The sequence below is a fragment of the Pseudoduganella aquatica genome (genome assembly GCF_020865585.1).
GTDB lineage: Bacteria > Pseudomonadota > Gammaproteobacteria > Burkholderiales > Burkholderiaceae_D > Rugamonas > Rugamonas aquatica_A.
In genome coordinates this window covers 3,719,859-3,740,978 of the sequence record NZ_CP086370.1, presented here as the reverse complement: position 1 = coordinate 3,740,978, position 21,120 = coordinate 3,719,859, and the positions used below count along the sequence as shown (strand labels likewise).

Here is a 21,120-nt window from a genome sequence, read left to right as displayed (position 1 = left end):
TAATCCTCCCGCCATTCCCACGTCACTTTGCTGCGGTACACTCACGCCCAAGGGCCGTGTACCACCCGCGATTGATTTTATTGCAAAGGAATGACATGCGCTTGCTCGTGGTGGAAGATGAACAAAAGGCTGGCGAGTACATCCAGAAGGGCCTGACGGAGTCCGGTTTCGTGGTTGACTGGGCGAAAACGGGGCCCGAGGGCCTGCACGCGGCAACCAGTAGCCATTACGATCTCATCGTGCTCGACGTGATGTTGCCCGGCATGGACGGCTGGCAGATCGTTACCGAACTTCGCAAGACGGTAGAGACTCCGGTGCTGTTTCTGACCGCCCGCGACGCACTCAACGACCGTATCAAGGGACTGGAGCTGGGCGCGGACGACTACCTGATCAAACCCTTCGCGTTCGCCGAACTGCTCATCCGGATCCGCACGCTGCTGCGCCGTGGGCCGATCAAAGAGCCGGAAATATTCCAGATCGCCGATCTGGAGATCGACGTCCCAAAGCGCCGCGTGTCCCGCGCAGGACAGCGAATTGATCTCACTGCAAAGGAGTTCGCCCTGCTGCATTTGATGTCCAAGCGGGTCGGCCAGGTGCTGTCGCGGCCACTGATTGCCTCGCAAGTCTGGGACATGAACTTCGACAGCGATACCAATGTCGTCGACGTGGCGGTGCGCCGCTTGCGCGCCAAAATTGATGAGCCTTACCCGGTCAAACTGATACACACCATTCGAAGCATGGGCTACGTGCTGGAAGACCGCAGATGAGGCGGCGTAGCCACTCGTTGACGGCGCAGCTGGGCGTGTTATTCGCCACGGTGGCGGTCATCGTTTTCTCGGCGGTCGGTTTCTATCTGTATCAGGCGTTGGCCCTGCAATTGCAGGATCGGGACGACGTCGACCTGGTGGAGCGGATGCTGCAGATCAGGCATCTGCTGGAGGAAACGTCGACTACCGAATCCATTCGGCTCGATCCGCACCGATTCCTCGACGCGGTCGATCTGCGCCGCGGGCTACTGCTGGTGATCGAGGACAGCAGTGGCCGGGCATTGGTGCACAACACCGCCGAGCGTAGATTTGCACAGGGCGGCTTCGTGATCCCCGCAGACGCTGTGCCATCAACCGCTGATACCCGACCAGGGGCGTTGGCCGACGGCGCCAACCTGCGGGTGATCAGCGCGTCCGGCAGGATCGGCGCAGGCGATCAGCTGGTGCGCGTCTCCTTGGCACGCACGGCCGATGAGCGATTGGCGGTATTGCGTGCCTACCGTCTCAAGGTGTGGGCGGCGGCCATCGCCGGCGCTGTACTGACCGCTGCATTGGGATATCTCCTGGCACGCCATGGACTGTCGCGGGTCAAGGCCCTCGCCGGACAAGCGCGACAGGTCACTGCCCACAATCTGGAAATGCGCCTCGATGCGGACGCGGCCCCGGCCGAGTTGCGCCTGCTGGCCGATTCATTCAACGCGGTGCTCGATCGCCTGCAAAGCAGCTTCAACAACCTGTCCCAGTTTGCCGATGATCTCGCACACGACCTGCGCACCCCGCTGAACAATTTGATGATCCAGACCGAAGTGGCTTTTTCACAGCCACGCGAAAGCGAGGAGTACCAGCGCCTGCTCTCGTCAAACTATGAGGAATTCGGGCGACTGGCCAGGATGGTCGAGAGCATGCTGTTTCTGGCGCGGGCCGATCACGACCAGATCGCCCTCAGCACAGAGCGCCTCGATGCGGCGGAACAGCTTGCGGTGATAGCGGAATACTTCGAGGGAGTGGCTTCGGAGGCGAACGTCTCGTTCGAGATCAACGCCACCGGCGTGGTGTGGGCCGACGCCAACCTGTTGCGCAGGGCGGTCAACAACCTGGTCGCCAACGCGGTCCGCTACACGCCTGCCGGCGGCGTCATCGGCCTGGAGGCCGTGCAAGGGGCGGAGGGTGTGACGATATCGGTGGCCAATCCCGGCGCCGGGATCGGCGCCGAGCATCTGCCGCGGCTGTTTGACCGTTTCTATCGCTCCGACGCGTCGCGCTCTTCCGAGTCGAGTTCGGCGGGTCTGGGACTGGCCATCGTCAAGTCGATCATGGCGCTGCACGGCGGAATGGCCAGCGCGACGAGTGAACGCCACGGGATGACGCGGTTTTCGCTGTTTTTCCCCACCGTGCGGGCCTAGTTTGCCAAAGGTTTGGAGATCGCCAGAATGGCCTTTTCGCCGTTGCCGAACCGGGCGATCGCATCCCGGTGCCGTGCCAGTTCGCCGTAACCGATGTAGCGCACGTTAAGCTCCCTGACACGCGAGAACGCCGGTCTGGCGAACTGGTCGCGCACATCGCTTTCGCGCGCATCAGGCGCCACCAGGAAAAATGCCGCGCCCTCGTGCTCAGGCACGCCAAGTGCGAGATCGAGCATGCGCACGATGCCCGAATAGATACTGGTACTGTGCTCGACTTCGAACGCCATGCTGATTTTGCCGGACACGGCGTCGAGCCAGAGCACGTCGATGAGGGCAATGGTGTCCGCAGCGCCGCTGCCACGAATGGCTGCCGGCAGGGACGCGATGCATCCGTCGCCCAGGCGCCCGCCGCCGTAGGAGCGGCCTTTGTCGTTGTTGGCGATCCAGACCTCGAAGCCCAGGGCCTTTCCCAGATCCCTGAGCCAGCCTTGTACCTGCGTATGGGTCTGGTCATTTTCGCTGGCCGCCAGGCGCGCTTTGTTCGCCGCAGCGGTTTCCTCATGCACTTTTGCGAGATCGGCTTCCCAATCGACTGCGATGGCGCTGGTCGCACCGATAGAGTAGCGCCCGGAGCCGATGTCGAACAGGAACCCGGCCACCGCCCCCAGGTCGTTTGACAGCCATTTCCGATGCACCGCATTGAATTCCAGGATGCGCTCGCGCATCGCCAGGTATTCATTCCATCGTCCCAGTTTCACATTCGCCCCGAAGAAAGCGTTGAACCCTTTGACGATTGCGGTGTTGTTCGGCGGAACCAGGGTGGGGTGCAAAAAATACAGCAAATTGGCGCAAGCCGGTCCCAGTCCCTTGATCTGCCTGGCGTCGAGCTGGCGCACCGCATCGACGACTTCCGCCTCGGAATCGCAACACAGACACATATCAAGAAAACGGGCGAACGCCAGCTGATTGCCGCGGTCTTCATAAATGTCCGGAATCCGCAACTTGGGCTTCCACAGGAATGCGTGGTCGGCCCCTTTGAAGATCTGGCGCTGTTCGGCGATTGAGTGGACAACCGTTTCCAGCGACGAACCACGATACGCAACGCCAAAGGTGTCGTCTCGGATCTCCTTGACCACAGCGTGCAGCCCACGGCGAATCGAGCGGAAGTTCTTAAGCCGCTCCTCCCACAGGAACCAGGTGCGGTACGTCGCCACCGGATCGGCCTTCCATTGATCGAGTAGGTGTTGCTGCTCTATAAGCGCCGGTACGGGGATATCGGGATTCAAAAAAGCTCCAGTGGGCAGGCTGTAATGTAAATGTAATCTTTCGGTCATGCGGGTGTGCGGGTCGCCTCCGTAGAATAGCCACATCGACTTCCAAACGCATCAAACCCAAACCGACAAAGGACCAAATCATGCAAACCATCAAAACTAAAATCGCCGCAGTTATCGCCGCCGCCCTGATGCCGTTCGCCGCCATGGCGCATCAACCCGGTATGCAGGCCAATCCAGCGTTGGGCAGCGCGGTGGTGGCGCCGGCGGCAACGCGTACCATCATCGTCTCGCCGGCGACCAAAGCGATCAATGTCGACAAGGGCGAAGTCGTTACCATCGAGGTCGAAGGAAAATCCTTTACCTGGCAGTTCGACACGCTGCGCGACAGCGACAGCTTCGCACTGGCGGCGATTGCTCCCGAAGGCATCAGTACCCACGGCGTATGGGTGTATGTGGCGCCTAACCCGCTCTACACGAACTAAGCGACCGCCTGGCGGCATACTGTCAGTGTCTACTTAGCCTTCCTCGACGACCAGTGGATATGGACGATGACCCAGTTGTTGTCCTGTTGCTCCAGCAGGGCGGTTTCGGTGCCGAACAAATGGACAGGCTTGCCTTTGAAGGTGCCGGTGGTTTCGGTTTCCTGCATGACCACGGCAAGCTTACCCTCGGTGCGCTCGCTTTGTTTCAGCACTTTATTCTTGGTCGCTTTCGCAAATTCGATATCGGACTTGAGATGGTGGCCGGTGTATTGCTCACGCGAACGCTCGACGTAGCCTGATTCGTAGATCTGAATGCCGGGGCTCAGCAATGCGCTGGCCTGATCGGATTGTCCAGCAGCCAGCGCCGCGTGAAACTGGGCGACCGTCTCCAAGGGGGTGGCTGCAAACGCCGGGATGCTCACGGCGAGCAGGGCGATGAGCGAAACAGGTAGGCGCATAGGGTCTCCGATTAGAATGAATGTTAAAAAACCGCAATTAAATCAGTCGCCGACACCGCTTGCAAGACTGTGCACAAAAATCTGAGTGTCTGATGAATTTTCCTTGACCTTCCTCCCGTGGGAAGGTGTAGTGTACAAAACTTGGCATTTCAAAAACGCCTGCGGTACTATTTATCCCTATGCGCTCATTCGTCCGTTTCTTGCTCTGGCTTTTAATTGCAGCTCTCCCGCTGCAAGGGGGAGCGGTCGCTTTCATGTCATGCAGTGACATGGCTGGCAGTATCGGCACACCTGCGCATCACGTGGAAAATGCCTCGCCGGCCCCGGCGATGGAGCATGAGCACTGCGGCACCGGCGAGCGCAATCATGACGCCGGTGCGCACGGTAAGTGTAGCCAATGCGCGAGTTGCTGTGTTGGCGCCGCCGCCGCGCCCACCATGTCCAAGCCAGCGCTGCCACCCGGTTTTTCCGCTTCCGCCATCGCCGCCATCGAACCTGCGATGACCATTCACTTCCCTGCCGCGCTAGAGCGTCCGCCCCGCCGCCGCGTCTAAGCACGCTGCGATGGCGGGATCGCTGCCGCCCGGGCAATAACGCCCTGTACCAGTACATTCTGAGGAAAATCATGACACGCTTACGCCTGCTGCTTCTGGCGGTAACAAGCGCGCCGATGTTCGTCCATGCACAGCCCGCGCACGTCGCGGCCGCTGTCACGGATGCGGACGCCGCCGTGCCGCCGCCCCAATATCAATCCGCCTACGCCGGCTACCTGCGCGCCGAGGAAATGTCCGTCTCGCCCGACAAGGTGTGGGTGCGGGCCAATCGGGAAGTGTCCGGCCAGCCTGAGCAAGATGCGAAGGCGCCGGTGCCGGCCTCTGCAGCACCACCGTCCGCCGTACCGGGCGTACCAGCCAAGGACGCCCCTGCCGATCCACATGCGGGACACCACATGAACAAGAAAGGGCAATGATTATGTTGCGAGCACCTTCGCCAATTTTGAGCCGCACAGCGGTCGGACTGACTGCCGTGTTTCTGGCAGGATGTGCGAGCCTGTCGAACGACGGTGGGCTAGCCGACGTCTCCGCGCTGACCGAGGCCCGCGTGGGCCAGGCTGTTTCGTTAAACAAGACGACGTCCAACGACCCGAACGTCAGCAACCTGCTGACCCAGCCTTTGACGGCCGAGTCGGCGGTGAAGATCGCGCTGCTTAACAACCCGGCCCTCAAGGCTTCATTCGCCGAACTCGGCGTTGCCGAGGCCGACTTTGTCCAGGCGGGGCGGCTGCGCAATCCCGGTTTTAGTTTTAGCCGGGTGCGCGGTGGCGGTGAGACCGAAATTGACCGCGGCGTCATGTTCGACATTGCTGGATTGCTGACGCTGCCGACCCGCTCCCGTATTGAGAAAGGACGCTACGAGCAAGCCAAGCTGCTCGCCGCCGCCCAGGCCGTACAACTGGCGGCCGACACGCGCCGGGCCTATTTCACTGCGGTGGCGGCCCAGCAATCGGCGGCGTTCGCGCAACAAGTGCTGGGCGCGGCCGAGGCATCGGCACAGCTGGCCGACAGCATGGCCAAGGTCGGCAACTGGAGCAAGCTGGATCAGGCCCGCGAGCGCGCCTTTTACCAGGACGCGGTAACCCAGCTGGCACGGGCGCGCTTGGAAGCCACCTCGGGCCGCGAGCAGCTGATCCGGCTGCTGGGCCTGTGGGGCGCGCAGCAGCAGTTCAATTTACCCGACCGACTGCCGGATCTGCCCGCGCAGCCTCAGGACATGAACAATGCCGAAGCGCTGGCGATGTCGCGGCGCCTGGATGTACTGGTCGCGCGCCGCGACGTCGACTCGACCGCGTCCGCGTTGGGGCTGACCAAAACCACGTCGTTCATCAACGTCTTCGACGCTGGCTACGTCAATAAGAGCACCACCGGTGCGCCACGCGAGAACGGCTACGAGGTGTCGCTGGAGTTGCCGATCTTCGATTGGGGCGGCGCCAGGGTGGCGCGGGCCGAAGCGCTGTACATGCAGTCGGTGCACCGGACCACCGACATTGCGGTACGCGCGCGATCCGAAGTGCGAGAGGCTTACTCGGCTTATCGCACCACCTATGACATTGCCCGTCACTATCGCGATGACGTCGTGCCACTTCGCAAAAAGATTTCGGACGAGGTTCTGCTGCGCTACAACGGCATGCTGGCCAGTGTGTTCGAGCTGCTGGCCGACTCGCGTGAGCAACTCAACAGCGTCAATACGGCGATTGAAACACAACGCGATTTCTGGATCGCGGAAAGCAGGCTGCAAAGCGCCATCAATGGCGGCAGCAACACCGACACGAGGACCATGCCATGATTTCACGCAGAGACTTTTTCAAGGGCGCCGGCGCGGTCGCGGTCAGCGCCGCCGCCGTCAGCAAAGCTGGCGCCGCATCGTTACCCGAAGCGGCCACCATGAGCAGCGCCGATACGCACGTCCCGCCGCCACCGCCGAACGGGCGGCCGTTCAACCCGGTCGTCACGCTCAACGGCTGGTCGCTGCCGTGGCGTGTGAACAACGGGGTCAAGGAGTTTCACCTGGTCGCCGAACCGGTGGTGCGCGAGCTCGCGCCGGGCATGAAAGCGAATCTCTGGGGATACAACGGCCAGTCGCCCGGCCCGACCATCGAAGTGGTGGAAGGAGACCGGGTGCGTATCTTCGTCACCAACAAGCTTCCTGAACACACGAGCGTGCACTGGCACGGTCAGCGACTGCCCAACGGGATGGATGGCGTCACCGGACTGACCCAGCCGGGCATCGCTCCGGGCAAGACCTTTGTGTACGAGTTCGTCGCCAAACGCCCTGGCACATTCATGTATCACCCGCACGCAGACGAGATGGCGCAAATGGCGATGGGCATGATGGGTTTCTGGGTAACCCATCCCAAAGATCCGTCGCTGCACGCGGTTGACCGCGACTTCGTGTTCCTGTTGAACGCTTACGACGTTGAGCCAGGCAGCTATACGCCGAAGATCAACACCATGCTGGACTTCAATCTGTGGACGTTCAACAGTCGGGTGTTCCCCGGCATCGATTCGATGCCGGTACGTCAGGGCGACAAGGTACGCATCCGCGTGGGCAACCTGACGATGACGAATCACCCGATCCACCTGCATGGCCACGAGTTCATGGTCACCGGCACCGACGGCGGCTGGACGCCACCGGCCTCGCGGTGGCCGGAAGTGACGACCGACATCGCCGTCGGCCAGATGCGGGCGATCGAATTTGTCGCTACCGACCTGGGCGATTGGGCGTTCCACTGCCACAAGTCGCATCACACGATGAATGCGATGGGCCACGACGTACCGACGATGATTGGCGTCGACCACCGCGGCGTGGCCGAGAAGATCAACAAGATTGTGCCCGACTACATGGTGATGGGCGACAAGGGCGGATCGATGGGCGGCATGGAAATGCCGATTCCAGAAAACACGCTGCCGATGATGATGGGGGAGGGACCGTTTGGCGGCGTTGAAATGGGTGGCATGTTCACCGTATTGAAGGTCCGCAAGGATCAGAAACGGGGCGACTACTCGGATCCGGGCTGGTACAAGCATCCAGCCGGCACCGTTGCGTATGAATGGACCGGGACGCTGCCCGAACCGGAGCGCCGCACCAGCGCCGGCGGGCAGTCGATGCCCGCCATGAACAAGCCCAATGTGGAGGTAACGGTGCGCAAACCGACCGGCCACGACGGGCACTGATTTTTGCTGTTTAACTTGAAAGGAAACATCATGCGATATCTGAAACAAATTATCCTGGCCGCCGTCACTGGCTTGTCGCTCGCGTCGATCGGAACGCCGGCTTTTGCACAGCAGAACGCCGCGTCGAGCCCTCAGGCGGCGATGAGCGACGGAGAAATCAAAAAGGTCGATAAAGAGGCCGGCAAACTGACCATCAAGCACGGCGAACTGAAGAACCTGGGCATGCCGGGCATGACGATGGTGTTCAAGGTTCAGGATCCGGCCATGCTCGACAAAGTCAAGCAGGGCGACAAAGTGCGCTTTGTTGCCGACAAGGTGGGCGGGGCACTGACGGTCACCGCCATCGAAGCAGCCAAATAAACAAGGAGAACTGAACATGAAACGACTGCACACCATCATTGCCGCCACCGCTGTGGCCGTGGCCACGCTCGCCAGTCCGATCGCTTCGGCGCACGCCAGCCTGAAGAGTTCCAATCCAGCAGCCGGCGCGACACTCGATGCGGCGCCAAAGGAAATCGCGCTCACCTTCAATGAAAAAGTGGAACAGGCGTTCAGCTCCATTTCCGTGGCCGACGGCCAGGGCAAGGAAGTCGCGGCGGAAAAGGCCAAGGTGGACGCGGCCAACCCGGCGATCCTGCGGCTGGACGTGCCCGCGCTGTCGAGCGGCACCTACACCGTCACCTGGGCGGTGGCCGGGCATGACGGCCACCGCCGCAAAGGCGAATTCAAGTTCACGGTGAAATAAATGGATGCAGTCGCGTTGCTGCAGGTGGGCTCGGCATTTTTGCTCAACGTCGGTTTCACCTGGCTGGTGGGATCATGGTTCGCCCGCCGCTGGCTGCGCTCGAACGGCGCCGGCGGCACTGATGCTGAGCCTGGGCTGCGCCGGTACGACCAGTTGGCGGCGGGACTGTGTGCGTTGAGCAGCGCGATCGCGTTGCTGGTGGCCACCGCGGTAATGGGCGATGTCGGTCTGCGCGAGGCATGTCCGATGTTCTGGATGATGTTGACCAGTACGGACTACGGACACGCAGGCAGCATCACCGTCGCCGCCATGCTGGCATTGCTGCTTGTTCGCGCGTTTGGCAGCGACGGTCGCGCGAGCGATCTCGGCGCCGCTCTGGCATTGACGTTGTTTGCAGTGACGCGTGCCTCGATGGGGCACGCCGGGGAGGACGGCTTTCTGTCGGTCGCGCTGGCGGCGGAGGCAGTGCATTATGCCGCCATCGGGCTCTGGACCGGCGCAGTGATCGTCTCCGCCTGGTGCGCGCTGAGCGAGGCGCACATCGGTACTGCCGCCATTGGCGCGTATGACCATTACCTGGATCGGATGTCCCAGGCCGCCATGGCGGCAGTCATTGCGATCTTCGTCACCGGCATCTATAGCGCCTGGCACAGGGTTGGCACGGTCGACCATTTGCAGCATACGTTTTACGGACTCACCTTACTGCTGAAAGTGGCGCTGGTCCTGGTCGCCATCGGGCTGGGGGGATACAACAAGTTTATCGGTCTGCCCGCCGCGTCACGCTCCGCCCAAGGGCTGCGCAAGGTGTGCTTTGCACTGCGGATCGAAAGCGTCGTACTGCTCGCTGTGGTGCTGGCCGCTTCTATTCTGACCTCGCAACCGCCGCCGGCCGCAATGTAGGCGGCACCGACATTTTATTGGAGAAACTATGAACAGGTTCTATGGCATGATGTCCGCGATGTGGTTCTCGGCCATGTTGTCAACACCCGCCGGTGCAGCCACCGGTGACCAGATGAAAGACGCCAGCGGCGCACATACGCACGCTTCGCACGCGATGAACGAGCACGGCGAGTCGGCTGTCGGCAAGGCTGGCGACCCGGCCAAGGTGACGCGCACCGTTACGATCGACATGAACGACTCGATGCGCTTCTCACCCGCCGTTATCGCCGTCAAGCAAGGCGAGGTGCTGCGTTTCGTGGTGAAAAACTCTGGCAAGCTGAAACACGAGCTGGTGATCGGTTCGGCCGGCGAACTCAAGGAGCATGCGCAGATGATGGCGAAATTCCCCGAAATGGAACATGCAGAGCCCAATCAGGTCACTTTAGCGCCAGGCACGACCGGGACGATGATCTGGCAATTCGACACGGCGGGCACAGTTGACTTCGCCTGCCTTCAGCCAGGCCATTTCGAGGCGGGTATGAAGGGACAAGTGCAGGTGGCGAAACGGTGAGGCTACCGTTGCATCAATGAAAGGTGCGAGTGTGGCTCGACGCAAGGTGCTAGAGTGGGCAAATGAACAAGGGTTTTGTCCGTCTTGTGTTGGCCTGTCTGCTCGTCGTCGCCGTTCCGCTGCAGGGATATGCCACGACGCTGGGTATCTGTTGCCTGCGCATGCAGCAACTTATTCAGGCAGAACAAACTGCGCAGCCGCCTTGCCACGATGAGACGGCGCGCGCCGCGACCGAGGATGGTGGCCGAAAAGCGACTGCGCAGCATGGGCATTGCAAGACGTGCACATGCGTCATCGGTGTTCTTGCACCGCCTTCCGCGCAGGGACCGGCCATGCCGGCGATGGCGTCCAGCGTGTCGCGTGTTGTTGCACCGAAGCCTGTTCTGAGCTTTATTCCCTCCGGACTTGAACGTCCCCCCAAGTCCCTTTTCGTTCGCCTCGTGTAGTCCTGCCTCATCGGCCTGCGGATGGCCGGCATGTGCCGTATCGTCCGCACTGGACATGAGATTCGCAATGTACAACCAACGACCTAAACGAAAAGGAACTGCCATGAACCAAAATAATTTTCAAAGCTGCATCGATGCCTGCAACACCTGCGCCGACGCCTGCGACTTCTGCGCCGCCTCCTGTCTCCAGGAAGAGGACGTAAAAGCCATGTCCCGCTGTATCGCGCTGGACATTGATTGCGCCCAGATCTGCCGGGCGGCTGCTGGATTGATGGCGCGCGCCAGCGGACATGCCGCCGACCTTTGCCGGCTGTGCGCCCAATTGTGCCGCGCCTGCGCCGAAGAATGTGGCGCGCACGCAATGGCGCATTGCCAGCAATGCGCCGAGGCCTGCCGCCGCTGCGCAGACCAGTGCGAGCAAATGAGCGCCTAATGACGGTGTGACCACCAAGTAGGTTCCGCGCTCAAGGCGCGGAACCATGCAAGCTTGACCTTGCCACCGAGGGAAGGTTTAAGGTGGACTCGGGCACAAGCAATACATCGACATCAACCAAGCCGATCGGCTGGGAGAAACGCATGCGCAACAGCGACATTGGGACCGGCGGGCACGCAGGCGGCCACGGACACGATCACTCCGGCCATCATCACCACGGCAAGAACCATCATGCAGATCAACCGCCGCCAACGCGGCCAATGGCGGCGGGTGAGGCAACGCTGTACACCTGTCCGATGCATCCGGAAATCCGCCAGGCAAGCCAGGGTAGCTGTCCGATCTGCGGAATGGCATTGGAGCCGGTCATGCCCGCCTTGGATGAGGAAGAAAACCCGGAGCTGGTCTCTTTCCGGCGCCGCTTCTGGTGGACATTGCCTTTCACCTCCGCCGTATTCATCCTGGCCATGTTCGGCCATATGTTGTTGCGCGGGTCGTTACCGGGGCAGAATTGGATCGAGTTCGCGCTGAGCACCCCCGTGGTGCTGTGGGCAGGCTGGCCTTTCTTTGAGCGCTGGGCGCAATCACTGCGACATGCCAGCCCGAATATGTGGACGCTGATTGGCACCGGTGTCATCGCCGCCTATGGCTACAGTATTGTTGCAACGGTGGCCCCGCACGTATTTCCACCGAGTTTCGCCGCGCATGGTGACGTTGCGGTGTATTTCGAGGCGGCGGCGGTGATCGTGTCGCTGACGTTGCTGGGGCAGATTCTGGAACTGCGGGCACGCTCGCAGACCTCCGCCGCCATTAAGTCGTTGCTGGGACTGGCGCCCAAGACCGCGCGACGCATTCGCGACGACGGGACTGAAGAAGACATACCGCTTAACCACGTACACGTCGGCGACACGCTGCGTGTGCGCCCGGGGGAGAAAGTGCCGGTCGATGGCGTTGTCACCGAAGGCGAAAGCGCGCTCGACGAATCGATGCTGACCGGAGAACCCTTGCCGGTGACCAAACGCGCCGGCGATCACCTGATCGGGGCCACGCTCAATACCAGCGGCAGCGTGATCATGCGGGCCGAGAAGATCGGCAGCGACACAATGCTGTCGCAGATTGTGCAGATGGTGGCGCAGGCACAGCGTTCGCGCGCTCCCATGCAACGACTGGCCGACAGCGTGGCCGGCTACTTCGTCGTGGTCGTGGTGGCGATTGCCGTGTTGACGCTGCTGGGCTGGGGCTTCTACGGGCCCGATCCCAGTTGGGCGTTCGGGTTTGTCAATGCCGTGGCCGTACTCATCATTGCATGCCCCTGCGCGCTGGGACTGGCCACTCCCATGTCGATCATGGCAGCGACCGGCCGGGCCGCAACTATTGGCGTGTTGTTCCGCGACGCGGCAGCGATCGAGGAACTCAAACGAGTCGATACGCTCATTGTCGACAAAACCGGCACCCTTACCGAAGGCAAACCGGCGTTCAGCCGGGCGGTCGCGGCCGCCGGCTTCAACGAAAACGATGTACTACAGCTTGCCGCCAGCCTGGATCAAGGCAGCGAGCACCCCTTGGCGCACGCCATTGTCAGCGAGGCGCTGCGCAGACAACTCCCGCTTTCCCGGCCCGAAGGTTTCGAGTCCGCCAGCGGGATCGGCGTGCGTGGTGTCATTGGCGGTCGTAGCATCGCTTTGGGCAATACCGCATTGATGGATAGCGATGGCATCGAGTGGACGCCGCTGGCCGACGCCGCCGAGCGCATGCGCGCCGAGGGTGCCAGCGTGATGTACCTTGCTTCTCAAGGCCGGCTGGCGGGGCTGATCGCGGTAGCTGATCCCGTCAAGGCCAGCACCGAGGAAGCGTTGCGCGGCTTGCGACCGGACATCAAGGTGATCATGGCCACCGGTGACGGTGGCACCACCGCGAAGTACGTTGCGGGCAAGCTTGGCATCGACGAGTATTACGGTGAGGTCAAACCCCAGGACAAACTTGCATTGGTCGAGAAGCTTCAGCGCCAGGGCAGGGTGGTGGCGATGGCCGGCGACGGCATCAACGACGCGCCTGCCCTGGCGAAGGCGAACGTTGGTATTTCCATGGGGACGGGAACCGACGTTGCCATCAACAGCGCGCATCTGACCCTGGTCAAAGGCGATTTACGCGGCATCGCGCAAGCCCGCGCGATCTCAGTGGCGACCGTGCGCAATATGTGGCAAAACCTGGGCTTCGCGTTCGTCTACAACGCACTGGGGATACCGCTGGCGGCCGGCGTGCTTTACCCCTTCACAGGCCAGTTGCTCTCGCCGATGATCGCGGCGCTGGCCATGAGCCTGAGTTCCGTTTCGGTGATTGCCAACGCCTTGCGCCTGCGTTGATTTCAGGCGATGAACCACCACGCCGGGGCAAGCGACGAACTGATTGAGCGCGTCAGTTCGCCACGCTCCCAGCATCGTCCCGGACAGTTCTGTTCGACTAATTAGGGGCTATGAAGGGGGCCGCGTACCTAAAGAACTCACTGTATGGGCGACGGATGACATCCCACCGCTTCTGGTAGTTCTCCGGTTTAGGCCTCTGATCGGCGTATGTAAGCACCAGTCGCCGCTTTGCCCGCGAGACGCCAACGAAGAACACACAACGCTCGTCGGTTGCATTGCCGAAAAAAACCTCCTCCTCAATCCCAAGCATGATCACCGAATCAAATTCCAAGCCTTTGCTCTTATGGATCGTCAGCAAACGCACCGCCTGATCGTCAGCAAAGCGATTCAGGGCAGATGGTAGCACCGGTTCGAGCTTGAGCAACTCCTCGATCTTCGTCTTTGTCTGCAGGATCACCTCTTTGAGCCGGGCGTGCGCTTCATAGTCCGGCGACAGAGCTACCAGCGTCTCCAAGCCGACGACGCCGAGAAATTTGGTCGCGCGCTCCCACCAACCATCGTACGGTTCACCCAGTAACTGCGCAACCGCGACCTCGTTGCGCTGCGTCTTCACAAACCGGTGAAACGCGCGGCGCTTGGCGGACTGCAGATCGTCATCGTCGTATGGCATCAGCTGCTCCGATAGCCGAATCCAAGCCTTCGGCTCTCGCTGACCATAAAGGCAGGCGAGGAAATCGACAATCAACCGGGCCGCCGGCTCGGTCGATATGTCCTGCAGTTGCGTTTCGTTGCGATAGGGGATGCCCAAGCGCGTGAGCGCGTCCATTAAGTCGTAGGCATATTGATCCGGCAGTTTAGAAACCAGTATCGCGACCTCGGCGTAGGGGAGCTTGCCGCCTTGTGTCCAGCCTGCGATCAGGTTGGCAAGATACTGTGCCTCTTGGCGGCTATCGGCAAAACGCCAAGAAAAAATTTCGCCACCTTCGCCGGCCAGTTGCTCTGGAGGCATCACTGAGGCGGGGTCGAGAACACGAATGATTTCGTTCTGCATGCGCAGGAGCTTCGGTTGCGAGCGAAAATTGCGGTACATATTCAGTGGCACTGCCGCGAAGTCGTGCGCATACAGTTGAAAAATCCCCTCCAACGCCCCAGCCCAGCCCATGATTTTCTGCTTGACGTCACCGACTGCGGTCATGCGGATCGCCGTCCCTTTGAACGCTACTTTGATCAGCTCGTACTGATCGCCCGTGCAATCCTGGAATTCGTCAAGAAACACATCGGTGTAGGTTTGTCGAATGGCATTGCGTGCACTTGGGGACTGCCGCAAGATCTTGATGGCAAGGGGTATAAGGTCTTTGAACTCGATTTGCGAACACGCGACGCGACTGTTTCCAATCTGGTACCCAGGATCGAGGGCGTCGGCGCCGGTGAGCACCGGACGAAACCGGTCGATAATGCGCTTGGCAAAGGCGTGGAAGGTATGACTGTCAAACCGGCGCCCCAATGCGATGCCACAGCGGCGCTTGACGCGCTCTTTGAGGTTGGAGCTGGCGTCCACCTTGAACGATATGGCGAGGATGCGCTTGGGATAGCGGCACACGCCGGTGCGCAACAGGAAGTCTGCTCGCTGCGCCAGCATCTCCGTTTTGCCGGCACCAGGTCCCGCTGTCAATGCCAGGTTCGTTTGCCGCTCCCTTGCCGCGCGCAAGGCGTTCGGTTCCAGTGTCAGTCCGTCGGCCGGCGCCCATGCATCTGGTGCGATCATTCCGGTAACTCCCCCAGGCGCGCAATAACGGCGTCGGCGAGCCGCGCCAACGATGGCGGCATGGCCGCCAGCAGCGCTGCATCGGTAATGTTCGCCAGCGCCTCGATGTGCGCGGCGGGTTTGCTACCGACTTTGAACAGGCTGTGATACGTGCCAAATAGCTGTTGCTGCGCTTTCGTATATTGCTCAGAACCGTGGTGGCTTTTGCCCAAGACAGCCTTGACCGTATCATTGTCCGGGTCTTCTAACTTTGCGCCATACTGAACGGGAAAGGCCGCGAGCAGCGCGAAGTCCAGATCCATGGGAGAGGAGAAATAAACACCACTTTTTTCCAGTAGGCCGAGGTAATGCGCATATTCCATCAATTTCTCGGTGTCGCTGTTCCAATTGGGTATGCCGTGATCAGCGGGCAGTTGCTTGGCTGGCTCATGCTGTCCCAGTTGATCATTCACGTACTTGACCCGGCCCCACCCGCCGCCGAACCGCGCCAGATCCAGATCCAACAAAGTGAGGTAGGGGATTTGCAGTTCGGACAGCAGGCGCCAGAAGTGATTGACGTGGCGCCCGCCGAGCGGTGCCACCGACACACCCGACTCATCGATGGGCGCCCCTTTGGCACGCAGCAGCCTCGGCAGAACAATTTCCTCGCTGTCGCCTTCGCCGAGCACGACCAGACGCGAAAAATAGATCTCGGGGAAGGCCTGGACGGCCTCCCGGACGAATTTGTGCGCATCGTCCTGGGCCTCTGGCAGGCGTATGGATCGCACTTGCGTTGTGCGCGCCGCGTTCAAGCGAAGGTACCGGATGTTTTCTGGCGGCACGCGCCGCAACATCGAAGGCGCATGGGTCGCGATCAGCGCCTGGGCGTCACCGTCGCTGGTGATCTTCGATAAGGTGTTGACGATGCGGCCGAGAAAATGCGGCGATAAGCTGTTCTCAGGCTCTTCGATGGCGATGATGGTAAAGACCGGGGGACGCAGTTTCTCGACATCGAAACTGGTGTCTTCTCCTGCCAGCACCTTGCGGCCGATGGCGTGGGATGACACCACCAGGGAAAGGTACAGCATGGACTTCTGGCCATCGCTCAGCCGGGAGAAATCAGCAACGCGATCATCGTGCGCAGGGGAGAAGGAGATCGACAGATGGCGAAGTAAGGCTTCCACTTCGGACGCCGCGAAAGTGATCTTCGGATCGGCAAAGTAACTCCCCTTGTGCAGCGACGTCCACGTCTCGGAAAGACAGTCGCTAAAGGCGTTGATGGACGGGTTGCTGGACAGACGCTCGGTGATCTGGTCTGTCAGTTCCTTGATGTCGGCCCGTTCATTGTCCCAGTTGACCGCCCGCAGCATCCTGCCCAGTAAAGCGTTGGCGCCATACGCGATGTGATCCGCCGGATCACGGCGTGCCGGCAGATAATGAACGTGAATTTCGTTGCGCTCGGCCTTGGGTACCTGGGCGGTACTAACGATGGTGCCATCCTCCTTCACGTCGAGGACGTAGACCAGCGACTCATCGATTTCACCGGCGTCCGACAGTGTCGCTTCCAGGCGGAAGCGCACGCGCACCAGGCCATCGGCCTCGTCGAGCCGCATGTGGCCGAAGTTGGGTGCGACACCATCGCTCTCTTCACCGTCTTCCAGTTCCGGGAACACGAAATCGACCTCAATCCAGAGCTTGCGTTCGGCCGGCACTTCGGCTTCGTCGTGCGGGACGTGAAAATCGGACTTTTTGATCCGGCGCAGGGCCGGGTCAAACGCAAACAGTCGGCAGAGCGCTTGCAGCGCGGCGGTTTTTCCCGAGCCATTGGGGCCAATGAGGTAGCACAACTCGGGGACGGTGAAGCTGACGGGGGCTGGGCCGAAGGATTGAAAATTCGACAGGCGAATGTGGTGCAGGTGCATGGCTGGGCGCTCGCTAGATTGGATGAGTGTTTTTTGGTTGTTGTACTTGCCAGAGGGAGAGTATTGAGGAAAAGCGGTGTTCCAATTCTCTCCATTCGTCACACCCGGACCTGTTTATGTCTTTTTGAGGAGTTCGGGAATATCGGCGCCGTTGCGATACGCCTTCTGGCGGAACGTCTCCAGGAGCCGGCTGTCGAGCTGACGCTGGCTTTCAAGATACGCGGCGCGATCCTTCCAGGTCCGTGTTTCGCCCCGCGCGTCGTCGATCGCGACTAGCGCGAACTTCCTCAGGTCGCTCACTTCGGCAGTCAGCTTGGTGATGGCCTCGCTCTGCGCGGACACGATGCCGCGCAATTTCTCAGCTTCTTCTGCCTGCTGTGCCGCAGTTTCCCGGCACTGGTTCAACGCCGCCAGCAGCTGCGCGGCATTCAATCTCTCAGTACGCAGTTCCAACTCGGTTTCGCGGAGCCGGTCTGCGTAAAAAGCAGCCTGAGCCGCGGCGCCCCCATCCACGCGGCGACTCTGGGCCATCGCGTCGGCAACGACGTTGGCGATCAAGGCGGGCAGGGCAGATGGCACCGAAAGTGGCGCCGCCGCCTCGGATGCCGGTTCAACGGGCGTGGTTTCAGCGGCCAGCGCGGCCTTTTCGGCGGCGAGCGTGGACGTCGACGGCCGCCGGTGCTCAGCGTAGGCGCCGAGCAAGCGCCGGTAAACGGCGGGGCTGTAGAAGCGGCCAGTTGCCGAGTGCACCAGCCGGATAAAAGCGCGCACGAAAGGGCGGTGATTTTGAGGATCGATCGGATAGTCCAGCTCCAGCTGGGCGACGCCGGCGGAAATGACGCGGGCTTGGTTATCCGTGAGGGAAAAAGGTGGGCGTGGCATACGGCTTCCTGAGGTTGACATAGGTACATTAACAGGTATATTTATAACTGTCAAAATACACTATTTACCTTAATATGAATTAAGGTAAATGATTTAGACAAACGGCCCATCGGTTTCACGCTCGGGTTTTCGCCCGGTTTCCATCGTTTCGGCTCGCCTAGTTGCCGTCGCGAGTAAAAATTCTTGCAATATCCCATCCACAAGCTATAGTGCCTTTAGCGGTAAATTTCACTACATATAGTCATGCAAGATATTTACGGAGGTTTCATGGCAGGCAAATCTACAGGCGGGAAGGTTGCGTCGACCGCAGGACGCACGTTGTCGAATCCAAATGCGTCGGCCATCCAGCGCAGTCTGGCCGGCAGCGCCCTGGCACAGGCAGGAACCAACAAGGCCACGGGCAAGGCGATGGAAGCGAAAGCGTCGGGCGCCCTGCATAACCCGAATTCCAGCGCCACCACGAAGCAGCTGGCCGGCTCGGTCACCTCGCAATCGATCAAAAAACGCTGACGGCCGGCGCTACGCCGGCAGCTGTCGTTCAGCAAGGAGGCAAGATGCGGTTCAACTACATGCTGGGTCCAGATGACCGCCGCTTGGCCGAGGCCAAGATGCTGGGCCATCTGGCCCACGTGACCCTCTGGGCGGGTACGTACGACCAGGCCAGGGCGGTGCATTTCAATCTACAGTTCGACGACGCTTGGGCTGAACAAGCCGGTGACGAAAAATGCCACGACGCGGCTAGGGTGGCGATCGCGCACGTCCTGGAACTGCCTCCAGCGCCGGGCGCAATCATCGACCTGTCCGTGGAACCCACCGTAACGCGGTGGCCGGGGCGGCTCGACGTCGTGGCCTGAGTTAGGTGAGCTTTTGCGGGAGGCTGGTCATCAATTTCATGCTGAACACCATACTCGATAGTTTTGCAAATGACCTGTGCCGCAGCTTGCTGTCGCCGCGTGTGCTTGACCAAGGCTATCAATCTGGCGTGTTTATTTCGGCGGAAGATAACGCGGCGCTACAAATGCCTTTTCTCGATGCACTGGCTGGCAAACTGGGTAAGGCGGGCGCCCAGATGGTGCGCGTGCGCGCGGACGAGCTCTGCGGCGACGACGTGCTCGAAACGGTGGCTGCGGCTGCCCACGCTCAGACAAAGGGTGACCAGAGGGAGCAACGCACGGCTCACTTAAAAGACCTGGTGCGCCAAATTACGCACGGCGGGACGCCGTTCGTCATGCTGATTGAAAACATCGACGCCTGGGTAAATTCTGCGGACGGCCAGCGCATGCTGTGCGCATTGAAGGCCGCCCGGGACGCCACAAATCTGCCGCCAAGTCACAGCGGGAAGCTCCTCGTGGTGGGCATTGGCACTTCACCCCAAATGATCGCGCTGACGCAAGACCAAAGCCAGACATTCTACGGCGCGGTCGATCTCAAGCTGCCAGAACAAACACGCTAATAGGACGCGGCCGGGCGAGAGAAGCGGCCGGAACGGAGGCGGCGTCGACTAGCTTCATAGGGCGTGATCGAGAAAAGTCACACTTTTGCTTCATATCCGCCGGGGAGTCACACATTTGCTTCAGAAAGAGTCACACTTTTGCTTCATCGTACGATGGCGGACTGCGTATCCAGGGAAGGCCCCAACCGATTGCCGAACATGACATTTGACATAATATAGATTATGCGAAGTTGAAAAGCGGTCTCATCTGTAGCTGCGATGTTACTTTCAAGCAAATAGTGATACGGGCCGGATACGATATCCGGCCTTTTTTTTAGGCAGGCAAAACCATGCGATACCCAAACCGCCGATACGGCAACCCCACAGAATTCGCCTACTACGTTGCCACGCACGGCGACGGCGTCAAAGGCGTGGCGCGCACGCTGCGGCGCGACGAGCGCACTGTGCGGCGCTGGCTGAACCAAACCGCCAAGCTGCCTTGGTGGGTTCCCGAAATCCTGCGCCTGCAGCGTATGGAGTCCGCTGAGATCGTCCGCCAGATGACCGGCCACTACCCGCGCCGCCTGGCTGTTGTCACGCATGATGCTCAGCTTGAACTGCGCCGCCAGGCGGAAAAAAAGCCGCAGCCAATGGAGGCGCTGCGGCTTGATGAGTTCGACCAGATGGCCCAGGGGCTGATTACCCGCGCTCAATGATGGCGGCATTGATAGCGTCCACGACGCCGTGGACAAAGTCCTTGTACTTACTCGTCAAGGCCTTTGTGTCGCCGGACGCGCTCCCAATTGCAATTGAGAAGCGCGAGCGCTGTATCAGTAGCCAAGCGACGCCAGGCAAAACAGCCGCAGCGCACACCCAGATATTCAGGCCCAAGCTTCCCGCGCCTACCGCGCCACCAATCGCCAGCGCTACCGGCAAAAGCCTGTTTGGCTTCTCTTCTACGAAACTCACCGACGTGATTCCGCTCATGGCGTAGGTTTGGTTTAACACGACAACACGGCTGTTCGTCACCTTCACTTTGCCGTTATCGAAATACACGCGCTCTTGATTCATTCCCGCCCCTAAGTTTCAAAGCGGAAATAATACCATTCCATTACTTCGTTTTGCGTTTTTTGAACCGGCCATTGGCGCGGCGCGGCGGGGTCCGGCGGGCCATTATTTAGCCTCCGGGGTCACACCAGCCAGCGTCGCCAGCACGGTAGACATGCAGTCCACCACGGCATGGTACTGCGGCGGCGCAGCGCTCTTGGCGATTTGCAGAATGATGCCGATGGCCGCCCAGGTGGACGGCTCCTTGATACGAGCTTTCAAAAAGTTCATTTCCTTCCTTTCGTAGTTACATCATGGGGTTCCACACTGGCAGCCCGTCCTTGTAGTAGGTGCCGTATGGGTCAATCGCGGTGCCATCGGTGAAATAGCGCCAGCCGTGAGCGTCGCCGTCCACGCGGATTTCCTGCGGGCCGCTGGCGGCAGGCGTCTTGGTCGGCGTGGTGGTCTTCGCCGGGGTCTTCATCAGGTACGCCGCAGCGCCCAGGCCCACCAGCAAAATCAGGTAAGAGTCGTTCAGTTTCAT

General features: G+C 60.6%; 25 protein-coding genes. 17 read left to right on the top strand and 8 right to left on the bottom strand.

Features of this window, described 5'->3' with window-relative positions; all coding sequences use genetic code 11:
• The first annotated feature begins 95 nt into the window (after positions 1–95).
• Together KT882_RS16700 and KT882_RS16695 are read left to right on the top strand one after the other, a co-directional pair.
• Positions 96–767 carry a heavy metal response regulator transcription factor gene (locus KT882_RS16700; RefSeq protein WP_228892570.1) on the top strand — a complete coding sequence of 224 codons (672 nt, stop codon included), beginning with the start codon at positions 96–98 and terminating at the stop codon, positions 765–767.
• Positions 768–784: 17 nt separating this feature from the next.
• On the top strand, positions 785–2,170 hold the full coding sequence (locus KT882_RS16695; protein WP_228892569.1) for a heavy metal sensor histidine kinase: 1,386 nt from the start codon (positions 785–787) through the stop codon (positions 2,168–2,170).
• On the opposite strand, the gene KT882_RS16690 is transcribed toward KT882_RS16695, so the two are convergent.
• Positions 2,167–3,456, bottom strand: a complete 1,290-nt coding sequence (locus KT882_RS16690) for a type II restriction endonuclease (protein ID WP_228892568.1) — start codon at positions 3,454–3,456, stop codon at positions 2,167–2,169. The genes KT882_RS16695 and KT882_RS16690 overlap by 4 nt on opposite strands.
• A 128-nt stretch (positions 3,457–3,584) precedes the next feature.
• Here KT882_RS16690 and KT882_RS16685 point away from each other — a divergent pair, with 128 nt between their 5' ends.
• Entirely contained in the window at positions 3,585–3,926 is a 342-nt protein-coding gene (locus KT882_RS16685; RefSeq protein WP_228892567.1) for a CzcE family metal-binding protein, read from the top strand.
• 29 nt (positions 3,927–3,955) lie between these two features.
• On the opposite strand, the gene KT882_RS16680 is transcribed toward KT882_RS16685, so the two are convergent.
• The gene (locus KT882_RS16680) at positions 3,956–4,384 is read right to left on the bottom strand and encodes a YybH family protein (RefSeq protein WP_228892566.1); all 429 of its coding nucleotides are present in this window, start codon (positions 4,382–4,384) and stop codon (positions 3,956–3,958) included.
• A gap of 625 nt (positions 4,385–5,009) precedes the next feature.
• On the opposite strand from KT882_RS16680, the gene KT882_RS16675 reads away from it, so the two are divergent.
• The 10 genes from KT882_RS16675 to KT882_RS16630 all read left to right on the top strand — a co-directional run bounded on the left by KT882_RS16675 (position 5,010) and on the right by KT882_RS16630 (position 13,549).
• Positions 5,010–5,354: a hypothetical protein gene (locus tag KT882_RS16675; protein WP_228892565.1), complete on the top strand. Its 345-nt coding sequence runs from the start codon at positions 5,010–5,012 to the stop codon at positions 5,352–5,354.
• A gap of 2 nt (positions 5,355–5,356) precedes the next feature.
• Positions 5,357–6,727, top strand: coding sequence for a TolC family protein (locus KT882_RS16670; protein WP_228896671.1), 1,371 nt, complete (start codon positions 5,357–5,359; stop codon positions 6,725–6,727).
• Positions 6,724–8,115, top strand: a complete 1,392-nt coding sequence (locus tag KT882_RS16665; protein ID WP_228892564.1) for a multicopper oxidase family protein — start codon at positions 6,724–6,726, stop codon at positions 8,113–8,115. Before KT882_RS16670 ends, KT882_RS16665 begins: the two co-directional genes overlap by 4 nt.
• Before the next feature lie 30 nt (positions 8,116–8,145).
• The gene (locus KT882_RS16660) at positions 8,146–8,475 is read left to right on the top strand and encodes a copper-binding protein (protein WP_228892563.1); all 330 of its coding nucleotides are present in this window, start codon (positions 8,146–8,148) and stop codon (positions 8,473–8,475) included.
• Positions 8,476–8,491: 16 nt separating this feature from the next.
• A complete protein-coding gene (gene copC / locus KT882_RS16655; protein ID WP_228892562.1) occupies positions 8,492–8,860 on the top strand; it encodes a copper homeostasis periplasmic binding protein CopC in 369 nt (122 codons plus the stop codon).
• Positions 8,861–9,760 carry a copper resistance D family protein gene (locus KT882_RS16650; protein ID WP_228892561.1) on the top strand — a complete coding sequence of 300 codons (900 nt, stop codon included), beginning with the start codon at positions 8,861–8,863 and terminating at the stop codon, positions 9,758–9,760.
• A gap of 28 nt (positions 9,761–9,788) precedes the next feature.
• A complete protein-coding gene (locus tag KT882_RS16645; protein WP_407682015.1) occupies positions 9,789–10,310 on the top strand; it encodes a cupredoxin domain-containing protein in 522 nt (173 codons plus the stop codon).
• A gap of 62 nt (positions 10,311–10,372) precedes the next feature.
• On the top strand, positions 10,373–10,756 hold the full coding sequence (locus KT882_RS16640) for a hypothetical protein (protein ID WP_228892560.1): 384 nt from the start codon (positions 10,373–10,375) through the stop codon (positions 10,754–10,756).
• A 103-nt stretch (positions 10,757–10,859) separates the two neighbouring features.
• Entirely contained in the window at positions 10,860–11,189 is a 330-nt protein-coding gene (locus tag KT882_RS16635; RefSeq protein ID WP_228892559.1) for a four-helix bundle copper-binding protein, read from the top strand.
• Between the two features lie 143 nt (positions 11,190–11,332).
• Positions 11,333–13,549 carry a copper-transporting P-type ATPase gene (locus KT882_RS16630; protein WP_407682014.1) on the top strand — a complete coding sequence of 739 codons (2,217 nt, stop codon included), beginning with the start codon at positions 11,333–11,335 and terminating at the stop codon, positions 13,547–13,549.
• A 97-nt stretch (positions 13,550–13,646) separates the two neighbouring features.
• Here KT882_RS16630 and KT882_RS16625 read toward each other — a convergent pair whose 3' ends face one another.
• The 3 genes from KT882_RS16625 to KT882_RS16615 all read right to left on the bottom strand — a co-directional run bounded on the left by KT882_RS16625 (position 13,647) and on the right by KT882_RS16615 (position 18,097).
• Positions 13,647–15,314, bottom strand: coding sequence for a UvrD-helicase domain-containing protein (locus tag KT882_RS16625; protein ID WP_228892558.1), 1,668 nt, complete (start codon positions 15,312–15,314; stop codon positions 13,647–13,649).
• The gene (locus KT882_RS16620; RefSeq protein WP_228892557.1) at positions 15,311–17,215 is read right to left on the bottom strand and encodes an ATP-dependent nuclease; all 1,905 of its coding nucleotides are present in this window, start codon (positions 17,213–17,215) and stop codon (positions 15,311–15,313) included. Before KT882_RS16620 ends, KT882_RS16625 begins: the two co-directional genes overlap by 4 nt.
• A 114-nt stretch (positions 17,216–17,329) precedes the next feature.
• Entirely contained in the window at positions 17,330–18,097 is a 768-nt protein-coding gene (locus KT882_RS16615; RefSeq protein WP_228892556.1) for a hypothetical protein, read from the bottom strand.
• A gap of 318 nt (positions 18,098–18,415) precedes the next feature.
• Between KT882_RS16615 and KT882_RS16610 the strand changes: the two genes are divergently transcribed.
• From KT882_RS16610 to KT882_RS16595, 4 genes are all read left to right on the top strand, one after another.
• On the top strand, positions 18,416–18,607 hold the full coding sequence (locus KT882_RS16610) for a hypothetical protein (RefSeq protein WP_228892555.1): 192 nt from the start codon (positions 18,416–18,418) through the stop codon (positions 18,605–18,607).
• A gap of 44 nt (positions 18,608–18,651) precedes the next feature.
• Positions 18,652–18,951 carry a hypothetical protein gene (locus KT882_RS16605; protein ID WP_228892554.1) on the top strand — a complete coding sequence of 100 codons (300 nt, stop codon included), beginning with the start codon at positions 18,652–18,654 and terminating at the stop codon, positions 18,949–18,951.
• A 38-nt stretch (positions 18,952–18,989) separates the two neighbouring features.
• Positions 18,990–19,550: a hypothetical protein gene (locus tag KT882_RS16600; protein WP_228892553.1), complete on the top strand. Its 561-nt coding sequence runs from the start codon at positions 18,990–18,992 to the stop codon at positions 19,548–19,550.
• A gap of 329 nt (positions 19,551–19,879) precedes the next feature.
• Entirely contained in the window at positions 19,880–20,245 is a 366-nt protein-coding gene (locus KT882_RS16595) for a hypothetical protein (RefSeq protein ID WP_228892552.1), read from the top strand.
• Here KT882_RS16595 and KT882_RS16590 read toward each other — a convergent pair.
• The 3 genes from KT882_RS16590 to KT882_RS16580 all read right to left on the bottom strand — a co-directional run bounded on the left by KT882_RS16590 (position 20,229) and on the right by KT882_RS16580 (position 21,120).
• Positions 20,229–20,600 (bottom strand): DUF6232 family protein, encoded by a 372-nt coding sequence (locus KT882_RS16590; RefSeq protein ID WP_228892551.1) that lies wholly within the window; start codon positions 20,598–20,600, stop codon positions 20,229–20,231. The genes KT882_RS16595 and KT882_RS16590 overlap by 17 nt on opposite strands.
• A 102-nt stretch (positions 20,601–20,702) precedes the next feature.
• On the bottom strand, positions 20,703–20,867 hold the full coding sequence (locus KT882_RS16585) for a hypothetical protein (RefSeq protein WP_228892550.1): 165 nt from the start codon (positions 20,865–20,867) through the stop codon (positions 20,703–20,705).
• 16 nt (positions 20,868–20,883) lie between these two features.
• The gene (locus KT882_RS16580; RefSeq protein WP_228892549.1) at positions 20,884–21,120 is read right to left on the bottom strand and encodes a hypothetical protein; all 237 of its coding nucleotides are present in this window, start codon (positions 21,118–21,120) and stop codon (positions 20,884–20,886) included.